Consider the following 20,587-nt stretch of genomic DNA (forward strand, 5'->3'; position numbering starts at 1 on the left):
GCGGCCGAGCCGGATTCCACCGGCTCGTCATCCGGCGTCGGGCTCGCCCCCCAGCACGTACAGCTCCGGGAGATTGACGACGATCGCCTCCTGGGTGCTGCGGGCGATCACCACGACCGCCTCCTCGTCGGCGCTGGGATTCTCCTCGCGGTGCGGCACGAACGGCGGTACGAAGATGTAGTCACCGGGGGAGGTGTGGATCCGGACTTCCTCGGCCGTGCCGCTCGAATCGTCGAGGAACACGAACTCCGGGTGTCCCTTGATCACATGGATCGCCGTCTCGGAGTCTCCGTGGTGATGGTTGGACGAGGCGGTTCGCGCCGCCACATGGGTCTGGCCCATCCAGATGCGCCGCGACCCGACCCTGTTGCCGCTGATCGCGGCGAACCGGCGCATGCCGCCCGTCTGCGCGGTGTCGCCGTCGAGCGCGTCGGCACGGATGTGGTGGAGCCGGGCGTGCAGCGGGAGTCCCTGGCCGGCCGCGCCGTCACCGCTGTCGTCATGGCCGGACAGGTCGGGGTGGAAGGCATCGAGCCCGGCGGAACCGGACGGGCCGGGCGGGGGAGTGGCATGGGAGGGCATGGCATTCCTGCTCGTCGGGGGCGGGCACGGAGCGTGCCGCACCACGAGGCTATGCCGTGGACCGGACCGACGGCGAGGCACCGGCGTCTTGACGTGAACGCGTCGGTGGGTGGTCTAGGGCAAGTGCAGTGCCCTGTCGGACGTCGCGAGTCCCGGGCGTACGCGGCAGCGGTTCCTGCCGTGCCCTTCGCACCTCTTGGCCCCACACCGGAGAGGCCGGTCTGCCACACCGGGCCCCCATAGCCCGCTCGTGTGCGGCGACGCCTCACGTGAAGGAGAAGCATGCACGCGAAAAGGAAGACAGCCGCAGTCATCGGTGCCTTACTCGCCCCCGTACTGGTCCTGAGCCTTCCGGTCGGCTCCGCCAGTGCCCACGGATACATCTCGTCGCCCCCGAGCCGTCAGGCCCAGTGCGCCGCCGGTACCGTGAGCTGCGGGGACATCAAGTACGAGCCGCAGAGCGTGGAGGGCCCAAAGGGGCTGACCAGTTGCAGCGGCGGCAACAGCCGGTTCGCCGAACTCGACAACGACTCCAAGGGATGGCAGGTCACCCCGGTCGGCCGGAGCACGTCCTTCCAGTGGGTCCTGACCGCCCGGCACGCCACTAGCACCTGGCAGTACTTCGCCGGTGGCCGGAAGATCGCTGAGTTCAACGACAACGGCGCGCAGCCCGGCGCCACCGTCACCCACCAGGTCGACTTCGGCGGCCTGACGGGCAGGCAGAAGGTGCTCGCGGTGTGGAACATCGCCGACACCGCCAACGCCTTCTACGCCTGTGTCGACGTGAACATCGGCTGACCGGCGAGCCCGGCCGGCGGTGCGCCGAGGCCCCCACCCGCTCGTGCGGGCCTCGGCGTACCGCCAAGGGCGTACGTCAGGCGGGACAGTCCCCGCGGCCACATCTCCCAGCGCCGGATCGGACGCTCGGCCGGAAGATTCACCCGACCCTTGAAGCGGAGCGTCCGGCCGCCGTCGGCCAACTCCGCTTCACCCACCGCCTCAACTTCAGCCCGCTCCGCCGGCCTCGGCGTCGGCGTCTGTCTCTCACCCGCCCACAGCGCGGAGATCCCGGCCGTGGGACATCGGGGCAAGGGCCGCTTCGGCAACAACAGCGCCAAGAAGACGGTCACCGTCCCGACGCTCGTCGACGGCGACGACGCCCCGGCCACCACGTACACGTACCGGGCCGACGACATGGTGGTCGCGCCGGAGGGCGGCGACCTCGCCTCCCGGAACGTCCTCACCGCCCACCACCCGGACCACCTCGCCTGGTACCCGGCGGAGTCGGACGTCTCCATCCGGCCCGGCTGGTTCCGGCACGCCTCCCAGGACAGCCAGGTGAAGACGCCCGCCAAGCTGCTCGACCTCTACCGCACATCGGTCGGCCGCAACTCCGTACTGCTGCTGAACGTGCCGCCCAACCGGGACGGCCGGATCAGCGATCCGGACACCGCCGCGCCGGCATCCTTCGGACAGACCGTACGCGCCACGTACGGCACCAACCTGCCGGGGTCCCCTCCGGCGGCTCCCCGCTGACGGACGAACAGCTGACCTCCGCGTGGAGCCCGGCCGGTGACGCGCACTCGGGGGAGGTGGTCGTGGAGTCCCCGCAGCCGGTCACCTTCGACCGCGTCGTGCTCCAGGGAGGACATCACCCGCGGGCAACGTGTCGAGTCCTTCGCCGTGGATGTCTGGGACGGCACCGCGTGGAAGACCGTCGTGCAGGCGGGCGCCATCGGGTACAAACGCATCGAGTACCTGAGCGCGCCCGTCACCACGTCGAAGGTCCGGCTGCGCGTCCTCGGCGCCCGCGCCAACCCGAATGTGGCGAAGCCGGGTCTGTACAAGGCACCCTGACCCGGACGTATCCGGCCGGATCTCCGGCACGGCGGGGGAACGGACGATCCCCGGTCCGCCCCGTGCCGGCAGGGCGGGGGAGCGTGGGACCCGCGGCTATGTCGTGCGGTCCTCCCGGCCTTGGACGCGCCGGGCATGCGGCACGCAGCAGTGAGCCGGCGGCGGGGCCGCGGGAGCGCTGTGGGTGATGTCCTCGGTCCTCGTCCGCCGCTCCGGACCGTCATCGAGCGGATGCACGTCGGTCCAGTAGATGTTGAGCATCGTGCGAAGCGTCGTCGGTTCCTGCCCGGGGCCCGTGGGCACGGTCAGCCGGTCCAGATGCCGCCACAGCTCGTGGTCCGCCGGCTCGGCGCCGCCGCCGTCGCGGGCGTGGACCGCCTGGTGGCGCTGCACGGCAACAGCCAGTTCACGGAGCGTCTCCCGGCTCTGCTGACCGGAGCTCAGGCTCTGCGCGCGGTTCACGTTCCGCTGCTCCTGGCCCAGCTCGGAGATGGCTCGCTGGACACGCTGGTGAAAGTTCGCGGTGCGGCGCCGCAGCGATTCGAATTCGGCCCGGGTGGCGAACCATTCCCGCTTGCCGGCCTCACCCCGCGCGAAGCACTCGACGCGGAACTCCTCGCGCTCGGTCTTCCGGCGGCGCAGAACGCTCGCGGTGCGCTCGTGGACATGCGTGAGGATCTTCCGGGCGCGCGGCAGATTGTCGGGGTGAGTGATCGCCGCCCACGTTCTGGCGTCGCGGGTGGGCGGGTGAATGTTCGAGGTGAGAATCTGCTCGAACTCTTTGTCGGCGAGCTGCGCGAGGTCCTGGGCGTCCACTACTGGCCTCCAAGCCGGTGTTGGGCGGTATGCGTTCAGCGTGGCGTATGGCACCGACAAGAACGTAGAAATCCGGAAATAGAACGTGCCAGGTCCGAGGGGTGCGGGGACGGCGTCGATGACGGTGCGTCAGCCGGGGCTCGTCGGCTCGCTCCGTACGGCAGTGGTCAACAGGCACGGCCCACAGGAGACCGCCGCGTCGGCGAACACGCCTCGGATGCGACGCGACCGCCGGGTGCGGATTCGTGATCACGGCCCCTCCGGCACGGAGTAAGGCCACCCTCTGCATGTCCGAAACTGGACGCCGCGAGTCAACGTGTCCGGGTGGGTGTCGATCCTCCGTGGCCTGCTGCCGGTAAGTGCAGGCTAGGCTGCCGCCCATGACTCGTCATCCTGTCGAACTGGTGATCTTCGACTGCGACGGTGTCCTCGTGGACAGCGAGCGGATATGCGTCAAGGTGGACGCGGTGATCATGGCCGACCTCGGATGCGCGTTCACGGAGGCCGAGATCATCGAGCGGTTCGTGGGCTCGTCCAGCGAGGTCTACACGGCGGCCGTGGAGCAACGGCTCGGGCGGCGGCTGGAGAAGGGCTGGCAGCACAAGTACGAGCACCTGTACCGGGCGGCGTTGGACGCCGAACTGACTGCTGTCGACGGCATCGCAGAGGCGCTGAACGGTCTCACCGCACCCGTCTGCGTTGCCTCGAACAGCGATCACGACGCCATCAGGCGGGGCCTCGAACTCGCCGCGCTGAGCCACCACTTCGAGGCGAACATCTTCAGCGCCGCCGACGTCACGACGGGCAAGCCCGCCCCCGACCTCTTCCTCCACGCCGCCCGCTCCATGGGAGTGGACCCCGGGCGATGCGCGGTGGTCGAGGACAGCGCATACGGAGTCCGGGCGGCGCGTGCCGCCGGGATGCGGGCCTTCGGCTACTGCGGCGGTCTCACACCCGCCTCGCGGCTGGAGGGGCCGGGCACCACCGTGTTCGACGACATGCGCGAACTGCCCGGCCTGCTGGCGGCCGTCACCCACTGAGAACGGGGCGGCCCCGTCCTCAAGCGCGACACCACGGCGCACGCACCACGTCGTCCTCGGAGACCTGGCAGTTCAGGCCGTTGACGACCTCGTCACCCTTGATGTCCCAGCCGACGACGCCGTTGCCCTTGCGGCCCAGCTCCACGAGACGTGCACGTTCATTCCCCTGCCCGGTGTTCACATCGCACTCCACGACACTCGTCCAGGCGCGGCCGTCCACCGCCCCGCCGGCGCGATCACCGGGAGCGCCACCCGGCCAGCAGCAGGGCGGCCACGGCCGCGGCATCCGCGGTCTGTTCGAGTCACCCGGAGGACGAGGTGCCGGTGCGTCTGCCGTCGGCGCGCTCGCGGCGCCCGGTGCGGTACTCGACGATCACGCCGAGACGCAGCGCGTACGAGGCTACGGCCACCGCGGCACCTCACCACCATCCGTGGAACGCCCCGACCACCAGGGCGAAGGTGACCGGGACGACGGCGGCGGCGGCCGGAGTGTGAGCGACGGAGCTGTCCGCGTGCACCCGGGCTCCGCCCCTGGCGGCGAAGTAGGCGTATGTGGTGCGCGAGACCACGACGGCGAGCACCGAGGCGAGCAGCGCGGTGTTGAGGAGCATGCCGATCAGGACGTCCGGCCAGTTGGACGGCTCCATGGCGACCAGCGCCTCACTCGCCTCAATCCCGCCACCGAGCGTCCAGGCCGGCTTGAGGACGGGCACTGCGAAGACGACCGCCAGCAGGATCATATGGCCGGGGCCGCCCTTGAGATCCTCCGACTTCTCCTTGTTGCTCATGACGCAAGTTCTGGCGGGGTCCATGCGGGCGGCGAGGCGACCTGCCGGGACCGCCGCCCGCGCGGTGCGGCACCGACGGTCCGGTCATCACCCGAACGGCGGATACCCGGCCGGTCCGCCACCGGGCCGGGAAGTCCGTGACGGCATGCCGAGCGACGCCGGCGGGCGATACATGATCGTCCGCGCCGTTGCGGGACGGAGTGGGCGTTGGTCTAGTGAAATCACCTGCCCGATGGGGGCCACGAGGCGACCGAGATGATCCGTGACCCCCGGGCGACCCACGCCCGCGTCCGGCGCAGGGCGATCCCGGCAGGCATACCCACCGATCGCGCTCTCCCTCTCACCCGCACTCACTGGACGGTGACCATGACCATGTCCTCCTTCGGCTCCTTCGGCGGCCCGGACCCGTTCAACGAACTGCTCAACCGGTTCTTCGGGATGTCCCCGGCGTCCTCGCCGCCACAGGTGCAGCGGGTTCCCATCGGGCGGCTGCTGACCGAATCGGCGCGCGAGCTCATAGGCCGGGCGACCACACGCGCGACCGAGGACGGCAGCCGGGACCTGGACACGGAGCATCTGCTGTGGGCGGCCACCCAGGTGGACCCGGCACGCACCCTGCTCGAACAGGCCGGGGCCAACCCCGACGAGCTGGCCAAACGGATCGCGGAAGTCCTGCCGGGGGAGAGCGCAACGCCGTCCGCCGAGCCGAGCCTGACGCCCTCCGCCAAGCGCGTACTGCTGCAGGCCTACGAGCGTTCACAGGCAGCCGGCGTCTCCTACATCGGACCCGAGCACATCCTCGGCGCGCTGCTGGACACACAGGATTCCGGCGCGGCCAGACTGCTCGGCTCCTACGGCACGGACACCGGCAGACTGCGGCGCGAGGCGGAGAGCGCGGCACGGGCCGACGGCACCCCGACGGGCGGGACCAGCGACACCCCCACACTCGACCAGTACGGACGGGACCTGACCGAAGAGGCGAAGGCCGGGAAACTCGACCCCGTGGTCGGCCGGGCCGAGGAGATCGAGCAGACCGTGGAGGTCCTCTCCCGGCGCTCCAAGAACAACCCCGTGCTGATCGGCGAGCCCGGCGTCGGCAAGACCGCGATCGTGGAGGGGATCGCCCAGCGCATCGTGGCCGGGGACGTCCCCCGCACCCTCAAGGACAAGCGGGTGATCGCCCTGGACCTCTCCGGCCTGGTGGCGGGCTCCCAGTACCGCGGCCAGTTCGAGGAACGGCTCAAGAACGTCATCGAGGAGGTCAGCGCCGCCGCGGACTCGATGATCCTGTTCATCGACGAGCTGCACACCGTGGTCGGCGCCGGGGCGTCCGGCGAGGGCGCGATGGACGCGGGCAACATGCTCAAACCCGCTCTGGCCCGCGGCGAGCTGCATGTCGTCGGCGCGACGACCATCGACGAGTACCGCAAGCACATCGAGAAGGACGCCGCCCTTGAGCGCCGCTTCCAGCCCGTCATGGTGCCCGAGCCGACGGTCGAGGAGACCATCCAGATCCTGGAGGGCCTTCGGGACTCCTACGAGGCCCACCACCAGGTCCGCTTCGCCGACGAAGCCCTGGTGGCGGCGGCCGAGCTGTCCGACCGCTACATCAGCGACCGATTCCTGCCGGACAAGGCCATCGACCTCATGGACCAGGCGGGCGCCAGGGTACGGCTGCGCTCGCTCGGCCGGTCCACCGAAGTCGTCTCCCGAGAGGACCGGCTCGCCAAGCTGAAACGGGAGAAGGACGAGGCGGTCGCGTCCGAGGACTTCGAGAAGGCCTCCGGGCTGAAGACGCAGGTCGCGGAGACCGAGGCCGAACTCGCGGGCATCGAGGAACGCCGTGAGGGCGTCATGGACGTCACCACCGCGGACATCGCCGATGTCGTCTCCCGCCGCACCGGCATCCCGGTCACGCAGCTCACCGCCAGCGAGAAGGAGAAGCTCCTCAAGCTGGAGGACGCACTGCACTCCCGGGTGGTCGGCCAGGACGAGGCGGTCACCGCGATCGCCCAGGCGGTGCGCCGCAACCGGGCCGGAATGGGCGACCCCGACCGTCCCGTCGGCTCCTTCCTCTTCCTCGGTCCCACCGGTGTGGGCAAGACCGAACTCGCCAAGGCACTGGCCGAGTTGCTCTTCGGCGATGAGCACCGCATGGTCCGCTTCGACATGAGCGAGTTCCAGGAGAAGCACACCGTCTCGCGGCTCGTCGGCGCACCCCCCGGATACGTGGGCCACGAGGAGGCCGGCCAGCTGACGGAGAAGGTACGCCGCCAGCCGTACAGCGTGCTCCTGTTCGACGAGGTGGAGAAGGCCCACCCGGACGTCTTCAACACGCTGCTGCAAGTCCTCGACGACGGACGCCTGACCGACGCGCAGGGGCGGACGGTAGACTTCCGTCACACCGTCGTCATCATGACGTCCAACATCGGGGCCCAGCGCATCCTCGCCCACAAGGGCGATGTCTCCGAGATCCGTGACGACCTCATGGGCGACCTGCGGGGCCACTTCCCGCCGGAGTTCCTCAACCGTGTCGACGAGACGATCATCTTCCACGGCCTCGACAAGGACGACCTCGGCCTCATCGTCGACCTGATGCTGGACGGCAGCAAACGCCGCGTACGGGCCCAGGGAATGGAACTGGAGATCACGGAGGCCGCGAAGAAGCTCCTCGTCGCACACGGCCACCAGCCGGAGTTCGGGGCCCGCCCGCTGCGCCGCACGATCCAGACCGAACTCGACAACCGCATCGCCTCCCTGCTGCTGAGCGACGAGGCGGAGCCGGGCGACACCGTCGTCGCCGACGTGAAGGACAACGCGCTGGTCTGCTCGATCCGCCGACCGGAGCCAGGGGCAGAGGCCGGGGCCGATACCAAGTCGGGTGCCGGGTCCGCGACCGAGGCGACCGAGGCCGAGTAGGCCCCGCCGCCGATCCCCGACCACAGGGCCTGGCGCGCGGTCCCGGGAACTGCGCGCCAAGCCCTGTCAGGGATCCGCCGGCGTCTCGCCGGATCAGTCCTCGGCGTGCAGGACGCCCTCATAGGCGAGCCACTGGGCGAAGGCGTGCAGTCCGCGTGCCAGACCCGTCGCGGGCGTCCAGCCGGGCGGTCGCACCGCGTCCGCCGGGGCAGGCCGCCCGTCCCCGGACCCGGCAACGGACCCGGCCCCGGTCCCGGTCCGCACCGGCACGGGCCGTACGGCCTCGTGCACGGCCTGCGCCAACTCCGCCGCCGTGCACGGTTTCTCGGGCGCGACCGTGAGGACGTGCCGTTCCGGCCGGATCCGGAGCACGGCCTCGATCGCGTCGGCGAGATCGTCCACGTACACCGGATGCACCTCGGCGTCCGGATCACCCTCGACCACGACGGGACGGCTCCGCAGCGCCTCCCACACCATGCGGCCGACACGGCTGTCGCGCGAGCAGCCGGGGCCGTACACCTCACCCACGCCCAGGCGGTACGGGACGGGGTCGCCCTGCGGACGGATCGTCACCTCCGGTTCGGCGCCGTGGAGCCGCGTGAGGTCGACGACGGCGGCGGACCGCTCCTCCCGGTCGGCCAGCCTGCGCACGAGGTGTTCGCCGAGCGGTGTCGCCGCCCCGCGCCACATCAGGCCGCCCGGCCGCCGGGGCCGCGGCCGGTGCCCGGCGGCAGCCTCGCGCCCGGCCTGGAGCGCCAGCCGCGCCACCTCGGCCAGGGGTTCGCGACGCCGCGCGATGTGCTCCTCCGTACTGGCGTTGCTGATGCCGCCCGGACCGATCGTCGCCACCGCCTCCGCGTACGCCGGAGACGCCTCGGGCGGCACCGCCAATCCGGCGCGGGCCGCCTCGAACCCCATCGCGAGTGCCGTCAGCCAGGTCCCTCGTACATCCGCCTCGGCCGCGCCGCCGCCGGGCGGACGGAGCAGCGCGGGCGAGAGACCGGCGCCGCGCAGGTACTGCTCCGCGTCCAGGTGCAGCCACCGTTCCGGGCCGGGGCCGGAGACCCGTACCGCGCACTTCGCGACGCCGTACTTGAAGAACGGGATCACCGTCAGGCCGGCCAGGGTCCGGCCCTCGCCCCCGGCCCCGTCCCCCGGCAGGAAGCAGACCGAGCGGCGCGGGCCGCGGAACGCGTTCCCGGAGATCGAGCCGCGGTCCTCGTGCTCGGCGAGGTTCGGCACGGCGACATGGCGCGGTACACCGTTGGCACACAGATAGCGGTACATCAGGATGTCGTCGGGCCAGCCGCCGAGCCGCTGCCTCCCGTACGCGACGAAACCCTCGGCGACCCGGCGCGGCAGAACGATCGCCACGCAGGGGAAGTACTCGTTGACGGCACCGACCCAGCGGGCACCCGCCATCGCCCCGAACCGCACGGCCGCCCCGTTGCGGGAGTCCCAGAGAGCGAACAGGGCGAGCGCCGAGTCGGGCAACTCCTCGATCGCGCACCGGACCCGGTCGAAGAAGGAATCGGACAACACCATGTCGTCCTGGATCACCAGTTGATGCGTGGCCCCGTCCTCGATCGCCGACCACGCGGCCAGCGCGGTGCGCAGCACCGACGGAGTCCCGGTGGGGTCGGGGTCCATGACGACCCGCAGAAGGCCGGACGGCGCGCTCAACGCCAGTTTCTCGGCCGCCGCGCGGCGCTTGGGATGGGTCATGACCACTGCACTGAGCCGTTGACGCGCCATACGTCCTCCCTCTGTCCGGGCCTGCCCGGCACCCGTGTCCCGCCAGCCAGATCCGGACAGTACGGATGGCTCACACGCCCCGCAAGAGTGCCGAAATCGCCCTCTGGCGGGCATGCGACGGGCCCGACGATGCTTGCGCTCGCATGCCGAGAACCGACTGCATCCCCTGACGCCGGAAAGAGGCTTCCATGCCCGCGTTACCCTCCTTGGCCGTCGCCGAGGGCTCCATCGCCAACCAGGAGACCGTCCGCTCCCGGCTCGAACAGCTCCGTGACGCCCGCGTCGTGGTGACCGGCGGCGGCGGGCTCGTCGGCAGCCGGCTGGTCGCGCTGCTGCGGAGCGCCGGAGCCATCGTCACCGTCCTGGACCGGATGGACGCCTACCCCGAGTCGGGCCACGCGACCTTCGGGGTGGCGCGCAGCGGCGCACGCCTTGTCGTGGGCGACGTCCGCGACGCCGCGGTTGTCGGAGGGCTGCTGCGCGAGGCCGACTTCGTGGTGCACGCGGCCGCCTACGCGGATGTCGCCGCCTGCACCCGGCGCCCCGACATCGCCTTCCGCGCCAACGTGGAGGGCACCCAGGTCGTCCTGGAACAGGCCGCCCGCTTCCCGGTCCGCAGGCTCGTACTGGTCTCCTCCGCCTCCGTGTACGGCGACGGCGTGCCCGGCATCGAGGGACCGCAGGTCTTCCACGAGGGCATGCCGCTGCATCCGGTATCCGTGTACGCGAACTCCAAGCTCTGGGCCGAGCACCAGACCCGGCTGATGCTCGGTGCCGCCGGCGGCACCGAGTACGCGGTGGTGCGTTACTTCTCCGTGTACGGCGAGCCCCAGATCCCCAAGCCCGGCAGCCACTCCTGGATGGTGCCCTGGCTCTCCCTCCAGGCCCGCCTCGGCCGGCCGATGCGCCTCAACGGCGGCGGGATCCAGGTCCGCGACCTCATCCACGTCGACGACGTCGCCGAGGCCACCGCACTCGCCCTGACCGAGGACCGGATGGCCGGGCAGACCGTCAACGTCGGAACGGGCAGGCCAACTTCGGTCAAGGAAGTGGCCGACCTGATCGCCCCGTACTTCCCCGGCGCGCGGCGGATCACCACCCCGCGCCCCGAGGGGGACCCGCTCGGCGGCTACGCCTCGGTCGAACACTCCAGGGAACTGCTGCGCTGGCAGGCGGGCATCGGGGTCCGTGAGGGCGTGGAGCGCTACGTGCGATGGTTGCTCGCCACGCCGGACGCCACGCCGCGCTGGCTGGCCGACGAGGCGGCGGGGCATGAGACGCTGCGCGACGACGGGGCCGGGGGGACAGCGACGGAGGCGACACGCACGACATGAGTTATGCCGGTTCCTACATCTGGTCGTTGCGTCAAGAAGTCGGCTCCAGAACCCTCCTCGTGCCCGGTGCGCAGGTGCTTCTGCTCGACTCCGAGGGCCGGGGGCTGTTCCAGCAGCGCGTGGACAACGGGGTCTGGGAACTGCCGGCCGGTGCCTGCGAGGAGGGCGGCGACTTCGCCGACGCGGCCGTCCGGGAGGTCGCCGAGGAGACCGGGCTGCGGGTGGAGCGGGATGATCTGGTGGCGTTCGGATCGCTCTCCGATCCGCAGGTGCACACCCTCACCTACCCGAACGGGGACGTGACGCACTGCTTCGCGCTGTGCTTCTTCGCCCGGCGCTGGTCGGGGACGCTCGCGCCCGGCGCCGACGAGGTGCGCCAGGCACTGTTCCGGCCGCTCGGCGACCCGCCCCGGCCACTGCATCCGCCGACGGAGGTGGTGCTGTCCATGTACGAGAGGTTCCGCACGGAGGGAAGGTTCCAGGCACGGTGAATGCCAAACATCCGATACGCGCGGTGGTTCCCTGCCGGGCCTGCCTGTCCGGCGAGGACCTGGACTGGCTCGGCGGGGGCCGCTCGGTGAGTCTCGCGCTCGGCCTGATGACGACCGTGGAGGTCGTGCCCGGCCCCGACGGGGAGACCGAGGACAGCTGGCAGCGGGGGGTGTGGACGTTCCTGCGCGAGCGGCTGCCCGGCCTCGCCGCACACCCGCCCGCCGTCACCGTGCGCAGCGAGGCTCCCGCGGCGAGCGGTCTCTCGTCGTCGACGGCACGGATCGTGGCGCTGTTCCGGGCGTTCACGGACGCGTCGCTCTCCGGGCGGCGCGTCTGCGACACCACGATCGCGCAGTGGGCGTACGAGTTCGAGTTCGCGGTCTTCAACGGTGGCGGCATGGACCACCTCGCGGTCGTCGAGGGCGGCGCGCTCCTTCTCGACGGCCGCGAACAAGGACTTCCGGCCGTACGGGAGCGGCTGGACCTCCCGGCCGAGTGGCGGGTGGTCGTCGTGGACTCCGGCACCCACAAGGACACCAGGCACCACATCCGGGACGTACGGGCGCAGCTCGCCGCCGGCGACCCGGCGCTCGCCGCGTACCGGCGCGCGGCCGACGAGGCATCGGGCCGGGTGTGGGAGGCGCTGCGCGGCAGGGATCTGGCCCGGCTCGGGGCCGCTATGACCGACGCCCACGAGGCCATGCGGGATCACCAGCGGATGTCGACGCCGCTCCTGGAGGAGCTGCGAAGGGACGCGCTGCGCTCCGCCGGCCTGCCGCTGAAGCTGAGCGGGGCAGGCGGAGGCGGTGCGCTGGTCGGCGTCTGCCGGGCGGAGGAGACCGCGGAACGGGTGCGGCGCCTGGAGCGGGCGCTGCGCGTCTCCCATCCGGGGGCCCGGGTCCTGCCCACCGCGGCGGCCCCGGGCACCCGCCGGGCCCCGGTGCCGGCCGAGAGGGGATAGGGCCTGTCCGCCGGATCAGGTCCCTGGGCCTGATCCGGCGGATCAGGGTCGGACAGGCCCTAGAGGAACGGGTCGTAGTCCTCCATCGGCGGGAGCTCGCCGGTTCCGCGGGCGATGCGCTCCAGTTCCAGGTTGGAGCCGTGGCGCGCGCAGTGGAACCGGCAGTCCCGGCTCGGGTCGACGATCCCGCGGTCGGAGTCCTGCCAGATGGTGGCGAGGTCGTCGGTGACGGCGTCGCCTATCCGGGCGAGCGGGTTGCCCCGGTGGTAGGCGCACACGTACACCCCGGAGGGGGTGATGAGGGTGCGGAGTTCGGCGACCCGGCAGCGGTTGTACTCCTTGGGCTGGACGGGGCCGACATGGCTGCGCAGGGAGGTGAGGGTGGAGGAGTTGACGAGCTGGAAGCGGTCGCTCTCCAGCCGGGCGGCTTCGATGAGCTGGCGGTCGACCGAGTCCAGCATCTCCTGCGGGACCTGCACGACGTGGTGGTCGTCGTCGAACATGGCCTTGGTCTCGAAGTAGTCGCAGCCGATGTCGTGGGCGAGTTCGGCGGCGCGCAGCACCTCGTGGTGATTGGCGACGGTCCGCCCGTCCGGTTCCCGGCGCGACATCACGAGGAAGGAGTAGCCGAGCGCTCCGGCCTTCTCGGCGGCGAGCAGCCGCATGTTCCCGATCACCTTGTCGAACACACTGCGGCCCTTGCGGTCCGGCCGGAACAGGCCGTACGTCTCAGCGGTGCCGGCGTCGACGGAGACGCGGACCCAGGTGGCGTACTGGGCGAGTTCGGCGAGGTTCTGCTTGATCATCGTGCCGTTGGTGACGACCCCGACGGCCAGGCCCGCCTCGCCGAGGATGCGTAATACCTTGCGGGTGCCGCGATGGGCGAGGGGTTCCCCGCCGCCTATCAGGACCACCGCCCGGACGGACATCGCGACGAGTTCCTCGGCGAGGGCGGCGAGCCGGTCCGGGGTGAACCGGCCCTGGTTGAGGAGCTTTCCGCTGATGCATTCGGGGCAGGCCAGGTCGCAGAACGTGGTCGGGTCCAAGTCCACGACGAGGGGGGCGTGGGAGGGCGTGCCGGAGGCGGCCTGGAGGATCCGGGGCCAGCCCGAGGGCTGGTAGAGCTTGGAGACGAGGTCGAGGCGGTCGTGCGTCACAGGGCTCTCCTCTGCGGGGTGTACGGGGTGTCGTCGGCGGGGCGCACCGGTTGTGGCCGGGCGTCGTTCAGCCCTTGACCGCGCCGGTGGCCAGCCCCGCGGCGATCTTGCGCTGGACGGCCAGGAAGAACACGACCACGGGCAGGGCGGTGAGCGTGGCGCCCGCCATCAGCCCGCCGTAGTCGGTGCCGAAGCTGGTCTGGAAGGAGACCAGCCAGATGCTGAGGGTCTGCTTCTGAGGGGTGGACAGCAGGACGTAGACGAGCACGTACTCGTTCCACGCCTGCACCATGGCGAAGACGGAAGTCGCGACGAGCCCGGGGGCGAGCAGCGGCAGGACGACGCGGACGAAGGCGCCGAAGCGGCCGCAGCCGTCGACCATCGCCGCCTCTTCGAGCTCGACCGGGATCGCCGAGATGAAGCCGTGCAGCATCCACACGGTGAACGGCAGCGTGAAGACGAGGTAGACGAGGATCACGCCACCGAGACTGTCGGTGAGACCCGCCTCGTTCAGGAGCAGGTAGACGGGGATGACGAGGGCGGCGAGCGGGATCATCTGGACGGTGAGGATCACCACGACGAACGCCTTGCGGCCGGCGAAGCGGAAGCGGGAGAGGGCGAACGCGGCGAGGGTGCCGACCAGGAGCGAGACGAGGACGGTGCCGAGGCCGATGACGGCGCTGGAGCGGACGTTGGACCAGAAGGTCTCCGTGCGCATCGCACGGGCGAAATTGGCGAAGGTGGGGTGGGCCGGCCAGAACTCGGGCGGCAGGCTGAGGATCTCGGTCGCCGGCCGGAACGCGGTGATGACCATCCAGTAGACGGGGAAGCCGACGGCGGCCGCCACGAGGAGGCCGAGGACGTCGTAACGGCGCCGGGGCCCGCGACGCAGTCCCCTGCCCGCCCCCGGCCGCTTGCGTACCGCGCTCATTCGACCTCCCCCAGCCGCAGCATCTGCCGCAGGTACAGCACGGCCCCGGCGAGCAGCAGCACGACGGTGACCAGGGCGATCGCGGCTCCGGCGCTGTAGCGGTTGACGGCGAAGGACTCGATGAAGGAGTACACGCCGAGCAGGTAGTACTCGCGCTCGGGCTGGCCGCCGCGCATCAGCCAGATCTGGTTGAAGACCCCGAAGTCCCAGATCGACATCAGGGTGGTGACCATCACGAACAGGGGTTTGATCGCGGGGAAGGTGACGTACCGGAAGACCTGGGAGGGGCGGGCGCCGTCGATGAGGGCGGCCTCCTCCAGCTCCGGCGGGATCTGGGCGAGGGCCGCGTGCAGGCTGATCGCGGCGAACGGCAGCGCGCCCCAGACGACGACGGCGGTGATCACGGCGAAGCCCTGCAACGGGTCGGTGAACCAGTTGTGCCGGGCGAGATCGAGGCCGGGCAGCGTCGAGAGCAGCCAGTTGACGACGCCGTAGTCCGCGTCGAAGAGCCAACGGAAGATCGCCGCCGCCACCATCACGGGCATCGCCCACACCGCGACGAGGATCCCGGCGAGGACGGCGCGGACCCACGGGGACACCAGCCGCATCAGAAGGGCGGTGAGCAGGCCGAGCACCATGGTGAGGGTGACGCAGACGAGCGTGAACAGGGCCGTGCGGGCCGTCACGGTCCAGAAGAACCCGTCGCCGAGGATCGCCCGGAACTGCCCGAGCCCGGCCCAGGGCGGCGCCGTGCCGCTGAACAGCTCCTTGCGGGTCATGTCCTGGAAGGCCAGGGTCACCATGTCGACCAGCGGGTAGCCGAGGACCACGAGCAGGGCGAGCAGGGCCGGGGCGATCAGCAGATAGGGCAGGAGGGGGCGCAGCCTGCGCCCGGCCGGATCAGCGCTCATTGATCACGGCGTCGATCCTGCGGTCCGCTTCCCGCGCGGCGTCCGCCACGGACGCCTTGCCGGTGGCGATGCGCTCCAGCATCTCGGGCAGGACGTTGGACTTCTCCACCGAGGTCCAGCCGGGGGCGAGGGGAGTGACCCAGCCGCGTGTGGCGGCCTGGGCGGCAGGACCGTTTATGCCGCCGGCGGCGACGTCCGCGAGCTGGACGGTGTTGTTGGGAAGGGTGTTGGCGGCGATCAGCCGCTCCTGCGACTCCCGGTCGGTGAAGAGGCGGATCCAGTCGTTCGCCAGGTCCTGGTTCTTCGACTTCACGGGCACGGCAAGGGTGGAGCCGCCGAGGAACGGCGGGAGCAGCTGTCCGGACGGGCCGGGGAAGGCGAAGGTGGCGAACTTGCCCTTGAGCCGCGGGTCACCGCCGGAGCGGGCGTCGGCCGCGGCCGCGGCCTCCCAGGTGTTGCCGTAGAAGACACCGACCTTGCCCTGCCCGACGACGGCGGGCTGGTCCCCGTTGTCCTTCGCCCGGTCGCCGACGTAGTAGTCGTCCAGGAGCTTCTTCCAGGCGGTGAGCCCGGCGACGGACTTCGGTGAGGAGAGCGCACCCTGCCAGCGGCCGTCCTTCTCGACCGCCATCTCGCCGCCGGCGTCCTTGACGAAGCCCATGGCGGCGTACCAGTAGCGGCCGGGCATGTAGAAGGCCGAGAAGCCGGGGTCCTCGGCACCGAACCGCTTCTTGAGCCGGTCCAGGGAGGAGATCAACTCGGGGTACGTGCGCGGCGCGTGGGTGAGGTCGGCGCGCTGGAAGTAGTCGGTGCGGTAGACACCGACGCGGGCCCCCGCGTAGTACGGCACGCAGTACGTCCGGCCGTCGTCGCGGCAGGCGTCGGCGAGCGCGGGCAGCCACTGCCCGGAGCGGTCGAAGCTCTTCGGGTCGAGCGGTGCGAAGGCGCCGTTGACGATGTAGTTGGTGGTCTCGCTGTTGCCCATCTCGACCACGTCGGGCACGTTCCGGCCCGCGAGGACCGCGTCGAGCTTCTGGTTCTTCGTCGTCCACTGCTGGTACTGGACGTCCACCTTGACCCCGGGGTGCTTCTTCGCGAACCGGGCGTTGGCGGAGGCGACCAACTCCGGCCAGCTTTCCCGGGCGTCGACCGTCAGCCACACCGTCAGTCCGTCGCCGCCCCCGCCCCGTTCGTCCGCGTCGCCCCCACTACAGCCCGCCACCGCCGTGAGCAGCAGGAGGGCTCCCAGGATCACGGATCGGCGGTGCGGACGCAGTGCCATGGGTTCCTCCGTGCGGGGTCATTGAGACGTACGGGGCTTCGGCGACGGTCTTCTCACTACCCCGCGGGTCGCGACTCCCCGCAGCGGCGCGGAGTTTCGGCCGGAACACGACGGTGCGCTTCCCACGGAAAGCCCAGCAGTTCCCCGCTGCGCTGTGTGGATGCCGAAAGGCGCTGAGACGGCGAGGCCGTACTCAGGCCACGCTGACGCGATCGGCACGGTGGGTAGCGGGGTGGCTCTTGACGGTGACGTGACAGTGCCCGCAGTTTGGCCTGCGGCACTCCACGACCCCGATCGAAGGGCTTGTACGTGACCGAGCAGAGCACAACCGCCCCCGACATCTCCGCGCGCCCCGTGCGGGTCAACTCCTGGAACGGCTGGGATCCGCTGCGGCACGTGATCGTCGGCCGGGCGGAGGGCACCGTGGTGCAGGCCCCCGAGCACGCGGTGCGCCGGGACTACCCCGACGACGGCTTCCCTCTGGGGACGTACGGTCCCATGCCCGCGGACATGGTGGCCGAGGCCGAGCAGCAGCTCGACGACTTCTCGGACATGCTGCGGCGGCGCGGCATCAGGGTGGACCGCCCCACCCCGTTCGACTTCAGCCGGCAGGTGGGCACGCCGGAGTGGGCGCATGAGTCGATGTTCGGCTGCATGCCGCCCCGGGACCTGCTGCTCACGGTCGGCAACGAGGTCCTGGAAGCGACCATGTCGTATCGCAGCCGCTGGTTCGAGTACCTCTGCTACCGGCCGGTGCTGCAGAGCCTGTTCGACGCCGACGACCGGATGCGCTGGGAGGCCGCACCCAAACCGCGGCTGACGGATGCCTCGTACAAGACCGGGTTCTGGGACACGTACAACGAGCTGTCGACCGAGGAGCAGCTGGCCCGGGTCCGCGACTACGACCTGGTGCTCACCGAGGCCGAGCCGCTGTTCGACGCCGCGGACGTGGCTCGGTTCGGCAAGGACCTGTTCGTGCAGCTGTCGTTCGTCACCAACAAGAGCGGGTACGAGTGGCTGCGGCGCCACTACCCCGACCACCGGGTGCATGCGGTGACCTCGACCAACACCCATCCGCTGCACATCGACGCGACCTGGGTGCCGCTACGGCCCGGACTCGTCCTGCACTGCGGCGAGCGGCTCGCGGACGCCGAGCTGATGGAGTTCTTCAAGCTCAACGACTGGGAGATCGTCGAGGCCGTCCAGCCGGCGAGCTGGGACCATCCGCCGAAGCTGTCCTTCTGCAGTCCGTGGCTCGCCGGGAACATGCTGAACCTCGACGCGAACACACTGTGCGTCGAGGAAAAAGAGGTGCGGCTCGCGGAGCAGCTGTCGTCGTACGGCTTCGAGATCGTGCCGGTGCCGTTCCGGGCGGTCGGACCGTTCGGCGGCGGGCTGCACTGCGCGACCGTCGACATCGAACGGGAAGGCACGCTGGAGGACTACTTCCCGCACAGGTACGGCCGGTTCTAGGAATGGAACACGGTCCCGCGATGGTGCCGGTCGGTGTCGGCGCGGTCGTCTTCGACTTCTACGGGACGCTGGTGCGGATGGTGGAGCCGCTGCCGCCGGAGCACCGCGGGATCTTCGCGCGCCGGGGCCTGGCCGCTCAGGGGGAACTCTGGGGGGACCAGTGGTCGGTGGGCCCCGGCGAGGGCGAGGAGCACGCGGCGCACTCGGTCGGTGAGGCGGCGTACACGGCGTGGGAGCGGGACCGGCTGCGGCGGCGGGCACGTGGCTGCGGGGTGCCGGAGGGCGAGCTGGACGGTCTGGTCGCCGAGCTCGACCGGGCGATGAAGGCGGTCCGGCTCGAACTCTTCGCGGACGTCCCCGGAGTGCTCGCGGCACTGCGGGAGCGCGGGCTGCTCGTCGGGGTGTGCTCCAACTGGTTCTGGAACCTGGAGGAGTGCGTCGAGGCGGTGGGGATCGGCGGGGCCGTGGACGTGGTCGTCGGCTCCGCGCGGGCCGGGGCACGCAAGCCCCATCCGCTGATCTACCGCGCGCTGGTGCAGCGGTGTGCGCTGCCGGCCGGGCGGGTGCTGTTCGTCGGCGACATGTGGGTGCCCGACGTGCTCGGTCCGCTGGCGGCGGGAATGCGGGCGGTACATCTGTGGCGTCCCGACCGTGCGGTGGAGGGCATCGCGCCGCCCCTGCCGGAGCGGGCGGCGCGGATCTCCGGTCTGCGGGAACTGCTCACCCCGGGAGCGGGGTCCGGTGGCGCAGGCGGTCGAGGAGGTTGCGGGTGACACGGACGACGCCCGGATCCTGTTCGTGCCCGCAGACCACGGACCAGTCGGTGGTGCCGGCGGTGAAGACGGTGCCGCCTGCGGTGTGGATGCCCATCGTGGCGGCGCGGGGGCTGCTGATGGCTGCTTCGCGCACCGGGCCGTTCCAGTGGCCCCACTTGAAGTGGTGGAAATCCTCGTGCACCGGTTCCAGCACGTGGATTCCCAGAATCAGGAAGGAGTCCGGAGTGCCGTCCTCTCCGGTGGCGTGGGCTGTTCCATATGTGTCGTAGGCGTAGGCGGCGCCGTCGCATTCGTATCCGATGAGGGGTGTTCCCGATCCGAGCCGGTCCGGTGTTCCTCCGTCGGACCCGTCGCGCAGTCCGGTGCCCTCGTAGATCCAATGACCGGCGTGCTGCACCGTGTATCCGGTGCGGGGGCGGTCGCCGGGCCATTCCGTTGCGGGCCACATTCCGCCATTGCGGAAACTTACTCCGGTGAGCGAGTTCTCCGGATTTCCGACTCCGTCGGGTTCGGGCGTCCACCATTGGTCGGTGGCAGGCGAATAAGGGTATTCGTCACCGACGTGGTGGTCGGTGTCGGAGACGAAAGCAGTGTTGCCGTCCGTCGGATGCACACGCCACCAGCAGGTGTTGGCGCTGAGAAAGGCGATGTTTCCGCCCTCACGGACGAATCGCTCCGCATGGGTGCGCATCGCGACGCTCCAGTATTCGTCGTGGCCGACGCTGAGGAGGAGATCGTACGAGGAGAGCAGGGCGGGGTCCTCGTGCAGATCGAGGTCGGTGCAGTACTCGACGGGATAGCCGTTGCGTTCCAGCCAGGCGATGAACGGCGCGTCCCAGTAGGCGAGGTCGATGACGCCACCGGGGCGGTGGAAGCTGACCTTGTGGCCTCGGAGGGTGCCCTCGCCGCCGGTGCGGTGGACGGGGTGGTCGTAGAGGCTGACGGCGCGTTCCAGACCGGGCCGGTCGGAGCGGTTGTAGGCATGTCGCGTGAAGGTGGACTTCTTGTAGAGGATGCGGGAGTGGCCACCGGGCACGCGCGGGCGTACGACGAAGAACTCCCGCGCGTGCCCCTCGAGGTGCTCCGCGTCGAGCAGTGGCGGATTCCCGCCACCGTCCGGACCGTGTCCGGTGCATTCGATGAATTCGACCAGATAGATTCCCGGCTGCCAGTCCTCCGGTACGGGAAGGGAGATCGGCGGCCAGTTCCAGTCGTCGGCGGGCGAGGCGAGGCCGGGTATTCCGTCGGGGTGAGCAGGCGGGGTATGAAGGATTCCCCGATACGTGCCGGATTCTCCGACGGGCGCGAGTTCCTGTCCCAGCCGGTAAAAACGGAGACGGAACAGAGGAGCGTCGGTGGAGATGTGCAGCAGCACTTCTCCGCCAGCGATGACGCTTTCACGGCCCAGATATCCTTCAATCATGGCGCACATGCTAAGCAGCGACTGTTCGGACGACAACAGTGTCGTGAACCGGCCATTCGAGCCACCTTTTTGGACATAGGAGGTATTTTT

General features: G+C 70.6%; 20 protein-coding genes. 10 read left to right on the forward strand and 10 right to left on the reverse strand.

The window, feature by feature from the left end:
• Nucleotides 1–27 precede the first annotated feature (27 nt).
• Entirely contained in the window at nt 28–582 is a 555-nt protein-coding gene (locus OG842_RS36945) for a cupin domain-containing protein (RefSeq protein ID WP_266734591.1), read from the reverse strand.
• A gap of 282 nt (nt 583–864) precedes the next feature.
• Between OG842_RS36945 and OG842_RS36950 the strand changes: the two genes are divergently transcribed.
• The 3 genes from OG842_RS36950 to OG842_RS36960 all read left to right on the forward strand — a co-directional run bounded on the left by OG842_RS36950 (nt 865) and on the right by OG842_RS36960 (nt 2,439).
• Nucleotides 865–1,380 carry a lytic polysaccharide monooxygenase auxiliary activity family 9 protein gene (locus tag OG842_RS36950; protein WP_266734589.1) on the forward strand — a complete coding sequence of 172 codons (516 nt, stop codon included), beginning with the start codon at nt 865–867 and terminating at the stop codon, nt 1,378–1,380.
• 276 nt (nt 1,381–1,656) lie between these two features.
• Nucleotides 1,657–2,118 (forward strand): alpha-L-fucosidase, encoded by a 462-nt coding sequence (locus OG842_RS36955; RefSeq protein ID WP_266734588.1) that lies wholly within the window; start codon nt 1,657–1,659, stop codon nt 2,116–2,118.
• Nucleotides 2,119–2,265: 147 nt separating this feature from the next.
• On the forward strand, nt 2,266–2,439 hold the full coding sequence (locus OG842_RS36960) for a hypothetical protein (protein WP_266734587.1): 174 nt from the start codon (nt 2,266–2,268) through the stop codon (nt 2,437–2,439).
• Between the two features lie 96 nt (nt 2,440–2,535).
• Here the strand turns inward: OG842_RS36960 and OG842_RS36965 are convergent, their stop codons facing one another.
• Nucleotides 2,536–3,255, reverse strand: coding sequence for a hypothetical protein (locus tag OG842_RS36965; RefSeq protein ID WP_266734585.1), 720 nt, complete (start codon nt 3,253–3,255; stop codon nt 2,536–2,538).
• Between the two features lie 380 nt (nt 3,256–3,635).
• Here OG842_RS36965 and OG842_RS36970 point away from each other — a divergent pair, with 380 nt between their 5' ends.
• Nucleotides 3,636–4,295, forward strand: coding sequence for an HAD-IA family hydrolase (locus OG842_RS36970; RefSeq protein WP_266734583.1), 660 nt, complete (start codon nt 3,636–3,638; stop codon nt 4,293–4,295).
• A 19-nt stretch (nt 4,296–4,314) separates the two neighbouring features.
• Here the strand turns inward: OG842_RS36970 and OG842_RS36975 are convergent, their stop codons facing one another.
• Both OG842_RS36975 and OG842_RS36980 read right to left on the reverse strand, forming a co-directional pair.
• Complete coding sequence (locus OG842_RS36975) at nt 4,315–4,476, reverse strand: hypothetical protein (protein ID WP_266734581.1); 162 nt, start codon at nt 4,474–4,476, stop codon at nt 4,315–4,317.
• Between the two features lie 238 nt (nt 4,477–4,714).
• On the reverse strand, nt 4,715–5,083 hold the full coding sequence (locus tag OG842_RS36980) for a hypothetical protein (protein WP_266734580.1): 369 nt from the start codon (nt 5,081–5,083) through the stop codon (nt 4,715–4,717).
• Between the two features lie 366 nt (nt 5,084–5,449).
• On the opposite strand from OG842_RS36980, the gene OG842_RS36985 reads away from it, so the two are divergent.
• The gene (locus OG842_RS36985) at nt 5,450–8,002 is read left to right on the forward strand and encodes an ATP-dependent Clp protease ATP-binding subunit (RefSeq protein WP_266734578.1); all 2,553 of its coding nucleotides are present in this window, start codon (nt 5,450–5,452) and stop codon (nt 8,000–8,002) included.
• A 93-nt stretch (nt 8,003–8,095) separates the two neighbouring features.
• Here OG842_RS36985 and OG842_RS36990 read toward each other — a convergent pair whose 3' ends face one another.
• The gene (locus OG842_RS36990; RefSeq protein WP_266734577.1) at nt 8,096–9,727 is read right to left on the reverse strand and encodes an NAD-dependent epimerase/dehydratase family protein; all 1,632 of its coding nucleotides are present in this window, start codon (nt 9,725–9,727) and stop codon (nt 8,096–8,098) included.
• Between the two features lie 218 nt (nt 9,728–9,945).
• On the opposite strand from OG842_RS36990, the gene OG842_RS36995 reads away from it, so the two are divergent.
• The 3 genes from OG842_RS36995 to OG842_RS37005 are packed head-to-tail and all read left to right on the forward strand — an operon-like array spanning nt 9,946 to nt 12,544.
• On the forward strand, nt 9,946–11,091 hold the full coding sequence (locus OG842_RS36995; protein WP_266734575.1) for an NAD-dependent epimerase/dehydratase family protein: 1,146 nt from the start codon (nt 9,946–9,948) through the stop codon (nt 11,089–11,091).
• Nucleotides 11,088–11,582, forward strand: a complete 495-nt coding sequence (locus tag OG842_RS37000) for an NUDIX domain-containing protein (protein ID WP_266734574.1) — start codon at nt 11,088–11,090, stop codon at nt 11,580–11,582. The genes OG842_RS36995 and OG842_RS37000 overlap by 4 nt, the downstream gene beginning before the upstream one ends.
• Nucleotides 11,579–12,544 (forward strand): mevalonate kinase family protein, encoded by a 966-nt coding sequence (locus OG842_RS37005; protein WP_266734571.1) that lies wholly within the window; start codon nt 11,579–11,581, stop codon nt 12,542–12,544. The genes OG842_RS37000 and OG842_RS37005 overlap by 4 nt, the downstream gene beginning before the upstream one ends.
• Nucleotides 12,545–12,603: 59 nt before the next feature.
• Here OG842_RS37005 and OG842_RS37010 read toward each other — a convergent pair whose 3' ends face one another.
• The 4 genes from OG842_RS37010 to OG842_RS37025 form a co-directional block, all read right to left on the reverse strand.
• On the reverse strand, nt 12,604–13,701 hold the full coding sequence (locus OG842_RS37010; protein WP_266734569.1) for a radical SAM protein: 1,098 nt from the start codon (nt 13,699–13,701) through the stop codon (nt 12,604–12,606).
• A gap of 67 nt (nt 13,702–13,768) precedes the next feature.
• Nucleotides 13,769–14,632 carry a carbohydrate ABC transporter permease gene (locus OG842_RS37015; protein ID WP_266734567.1) on the reverse strand — a complete coding sequence of 288 codons (864 nt, stop codon included), beginning with the start codon at nt 14,630–14,632 and terminating at the stop codon, nt 13,769–13,771.
• Entirely contained in the window at nt 14,629–15,543 is a 915-nt protein-coding gene (locus OG842_RS37020; protein WP_266734566.1) for a carbohydrate ABC transporter permease, read from the reverse strand. Before OG842_RS37020 ends, OG842_RS37015 begins: the two co-directional genes overlap by 4 nt.
• The gene (locus OG842_RS37025; RefSeq protein WP_266734564.1) at nt 15,533–16,825 is read right to left on the reverse strand and encodes an extracellular solute-binding protein; all 1,293 of its coding nucleotides are present in this window, start codon (nt 16,823–16,825) and stop codon (nt 15,533–15,535) included. Before OG842_RS37025 ends, OG842_RS37020 begins: the two co-directional genes overlap by 11 nt.
• A 309-nt stretch (nt 16,826–17,134) precedes the next feature.
• On the opposite strand from OG842_RS37025, the gene OG842_RS37030 reads away from it, so the two are divergent.
• The gene (locus OG842_RS37030) at nt 17,135–18,298 is read left to right on the forward strand and encodes a serine/threonine protein kinase (protein WP_266734562.1); all 1,164 of its coding nucleotides are present in this window, start codon (nt 17,135–17,137) and stop codon (nt 18,296–18,298) included.
• Nucleotides 18,299–18,318: 20 nt separating this feature from the next.
• Nucleotides 18,319–19,071, forward strand: a complete 753-nt coding sequence (locus OG842_RS37035; RefSeq protein ID WP_266734561.1) for an HAD family hydrolase — start codon at nt 18,319–18,321, stop codon at nt 19,069–19,071.
• On the opposite strand, the gene OG842_RS37040 is transcribed toward OG842_RS37035, so the two are convergent.
• Nucleotides 19,019–20,497 (reverse strand): N,N-dimethylformamidase beta subunit family domain-containing protein, encoded by a 1,479-nt coding sequence (locus tag OG842_RS37040; protein ID WP_266734559.1) that lies wholly within the window; start codon nt 20,495–20,497, stop codon nt 19,019–19,021. The genes OG842_RS37035 and OG842_RS37040 overlap by 53 nt on opposite strands.
• Nucleotides 20,498–20,587: the final 90 nt, after the last annotated feature.

This window comes from Streptomyces sp. NBC_00376, assembly GCF_036077095.1.
Classification (GTDB): Bacteria; Actinomycetota; Actinomycetes; order Streptomycetales; family Streptomycetaceae; genus Streptomyces.

Excerpts from the sequence above, each read along its gene's own strand:
- OG842_RS36980 (WP_266734580.1), bottom strand. The coding sequence starts at position 5,083 with ATGAGCAACAAGGAGAAGTCGGAGGATCTCAAGGGCGGCCCCGGCCAT.
- OG842_RS37040 (WP_266734559.1), bottom strand. The coding sequence starts at position 20,497 with ATGATTGAAGGATATCTGGGCCGTGAAAGCGTCATCGCTGGCGGAGAA.
- OG842_RS36950 (WP_266734589.1), top strand. The coding sequence starts at position 865 with ATGCACGCGAAAAGGAAGACAGCCGCAGTCATCGGTGCCTTACTCGCC.
- OG842_RS37025 (WP_266734564.1), bottom strand. The coding sequence starts at position 16,825 with ATGGCACTGCGTCCGCACCGCCGATCCGTGATCCTGGGAGCCCTCCTG.
- OG842_RS36945 (WP_266734591.1), bottom strand. The coding sequence starts at position 582 with ATGCCCTCCCATGCCACTCCCCCGCCCGGCCCGTCCGGTTCCGCCGGG.
- OG842_RS36990 (WP_266734577.1), bottom strand. The coding sequence starts at position 9,727 with ATGACCCATCCCAAGCGCCGCGCGGCGGCCGAGAAACTGGCGTTGAGC.
- OG842_RS37020 (WP_266734566.1), bottom strand. The coding sequence starts at position 15,543 with ATGAGCGCTGATCCGGCCGGGCGCAGGCTGCGCCCCCTCCTGCCCTAT.
- OG842_RS37015 (WP_266734567.1), bottom strand. The coding sequence starts at position 14,632 with ATGAGCGCGGTACGCAAGCGGCCGGGGGCGGGCAGGGGACTGCGTCGC.
- OG842_RS36995 (WP_266734575.1), top strand. The coding sequence starts at position 9,946 with ATGCCCGCGTTACCCTCCTTGGCCGTCGCCGAGGGCTCCATCGCCAAC.
- OG842_RS36985 (WP_266734578.1), top strand. The coding sequence starts at position 5,450 with ATGACCATGTCCTCCTTCGGCTCCTTCGGCGGCCCGGACCCGTTCAAC.
- OG842_RS37035 (WP_266734561.1), top strand. The coding sequence starts at position 18,319 with ATGGTGCCGGTCGGTGTCGGCGCGGTCGTCTTCGACTTCTACGGGACG.
- OG842_RS36970 (WP_266734583.1), top strand. The coding sequence starts at position 3,636 with ATGACTCGTCATCCTGTCGAACTGGTGATCTTCGACTGCGACGGTGTC.
- OG842_RS37000 (WP_266734574.1), top strand. The coding sequence starts at position 11,088 with ATGAGTTATGCCGGTTCCTACATCTGGTCGTTGCGTCAAGAAGTCGGC.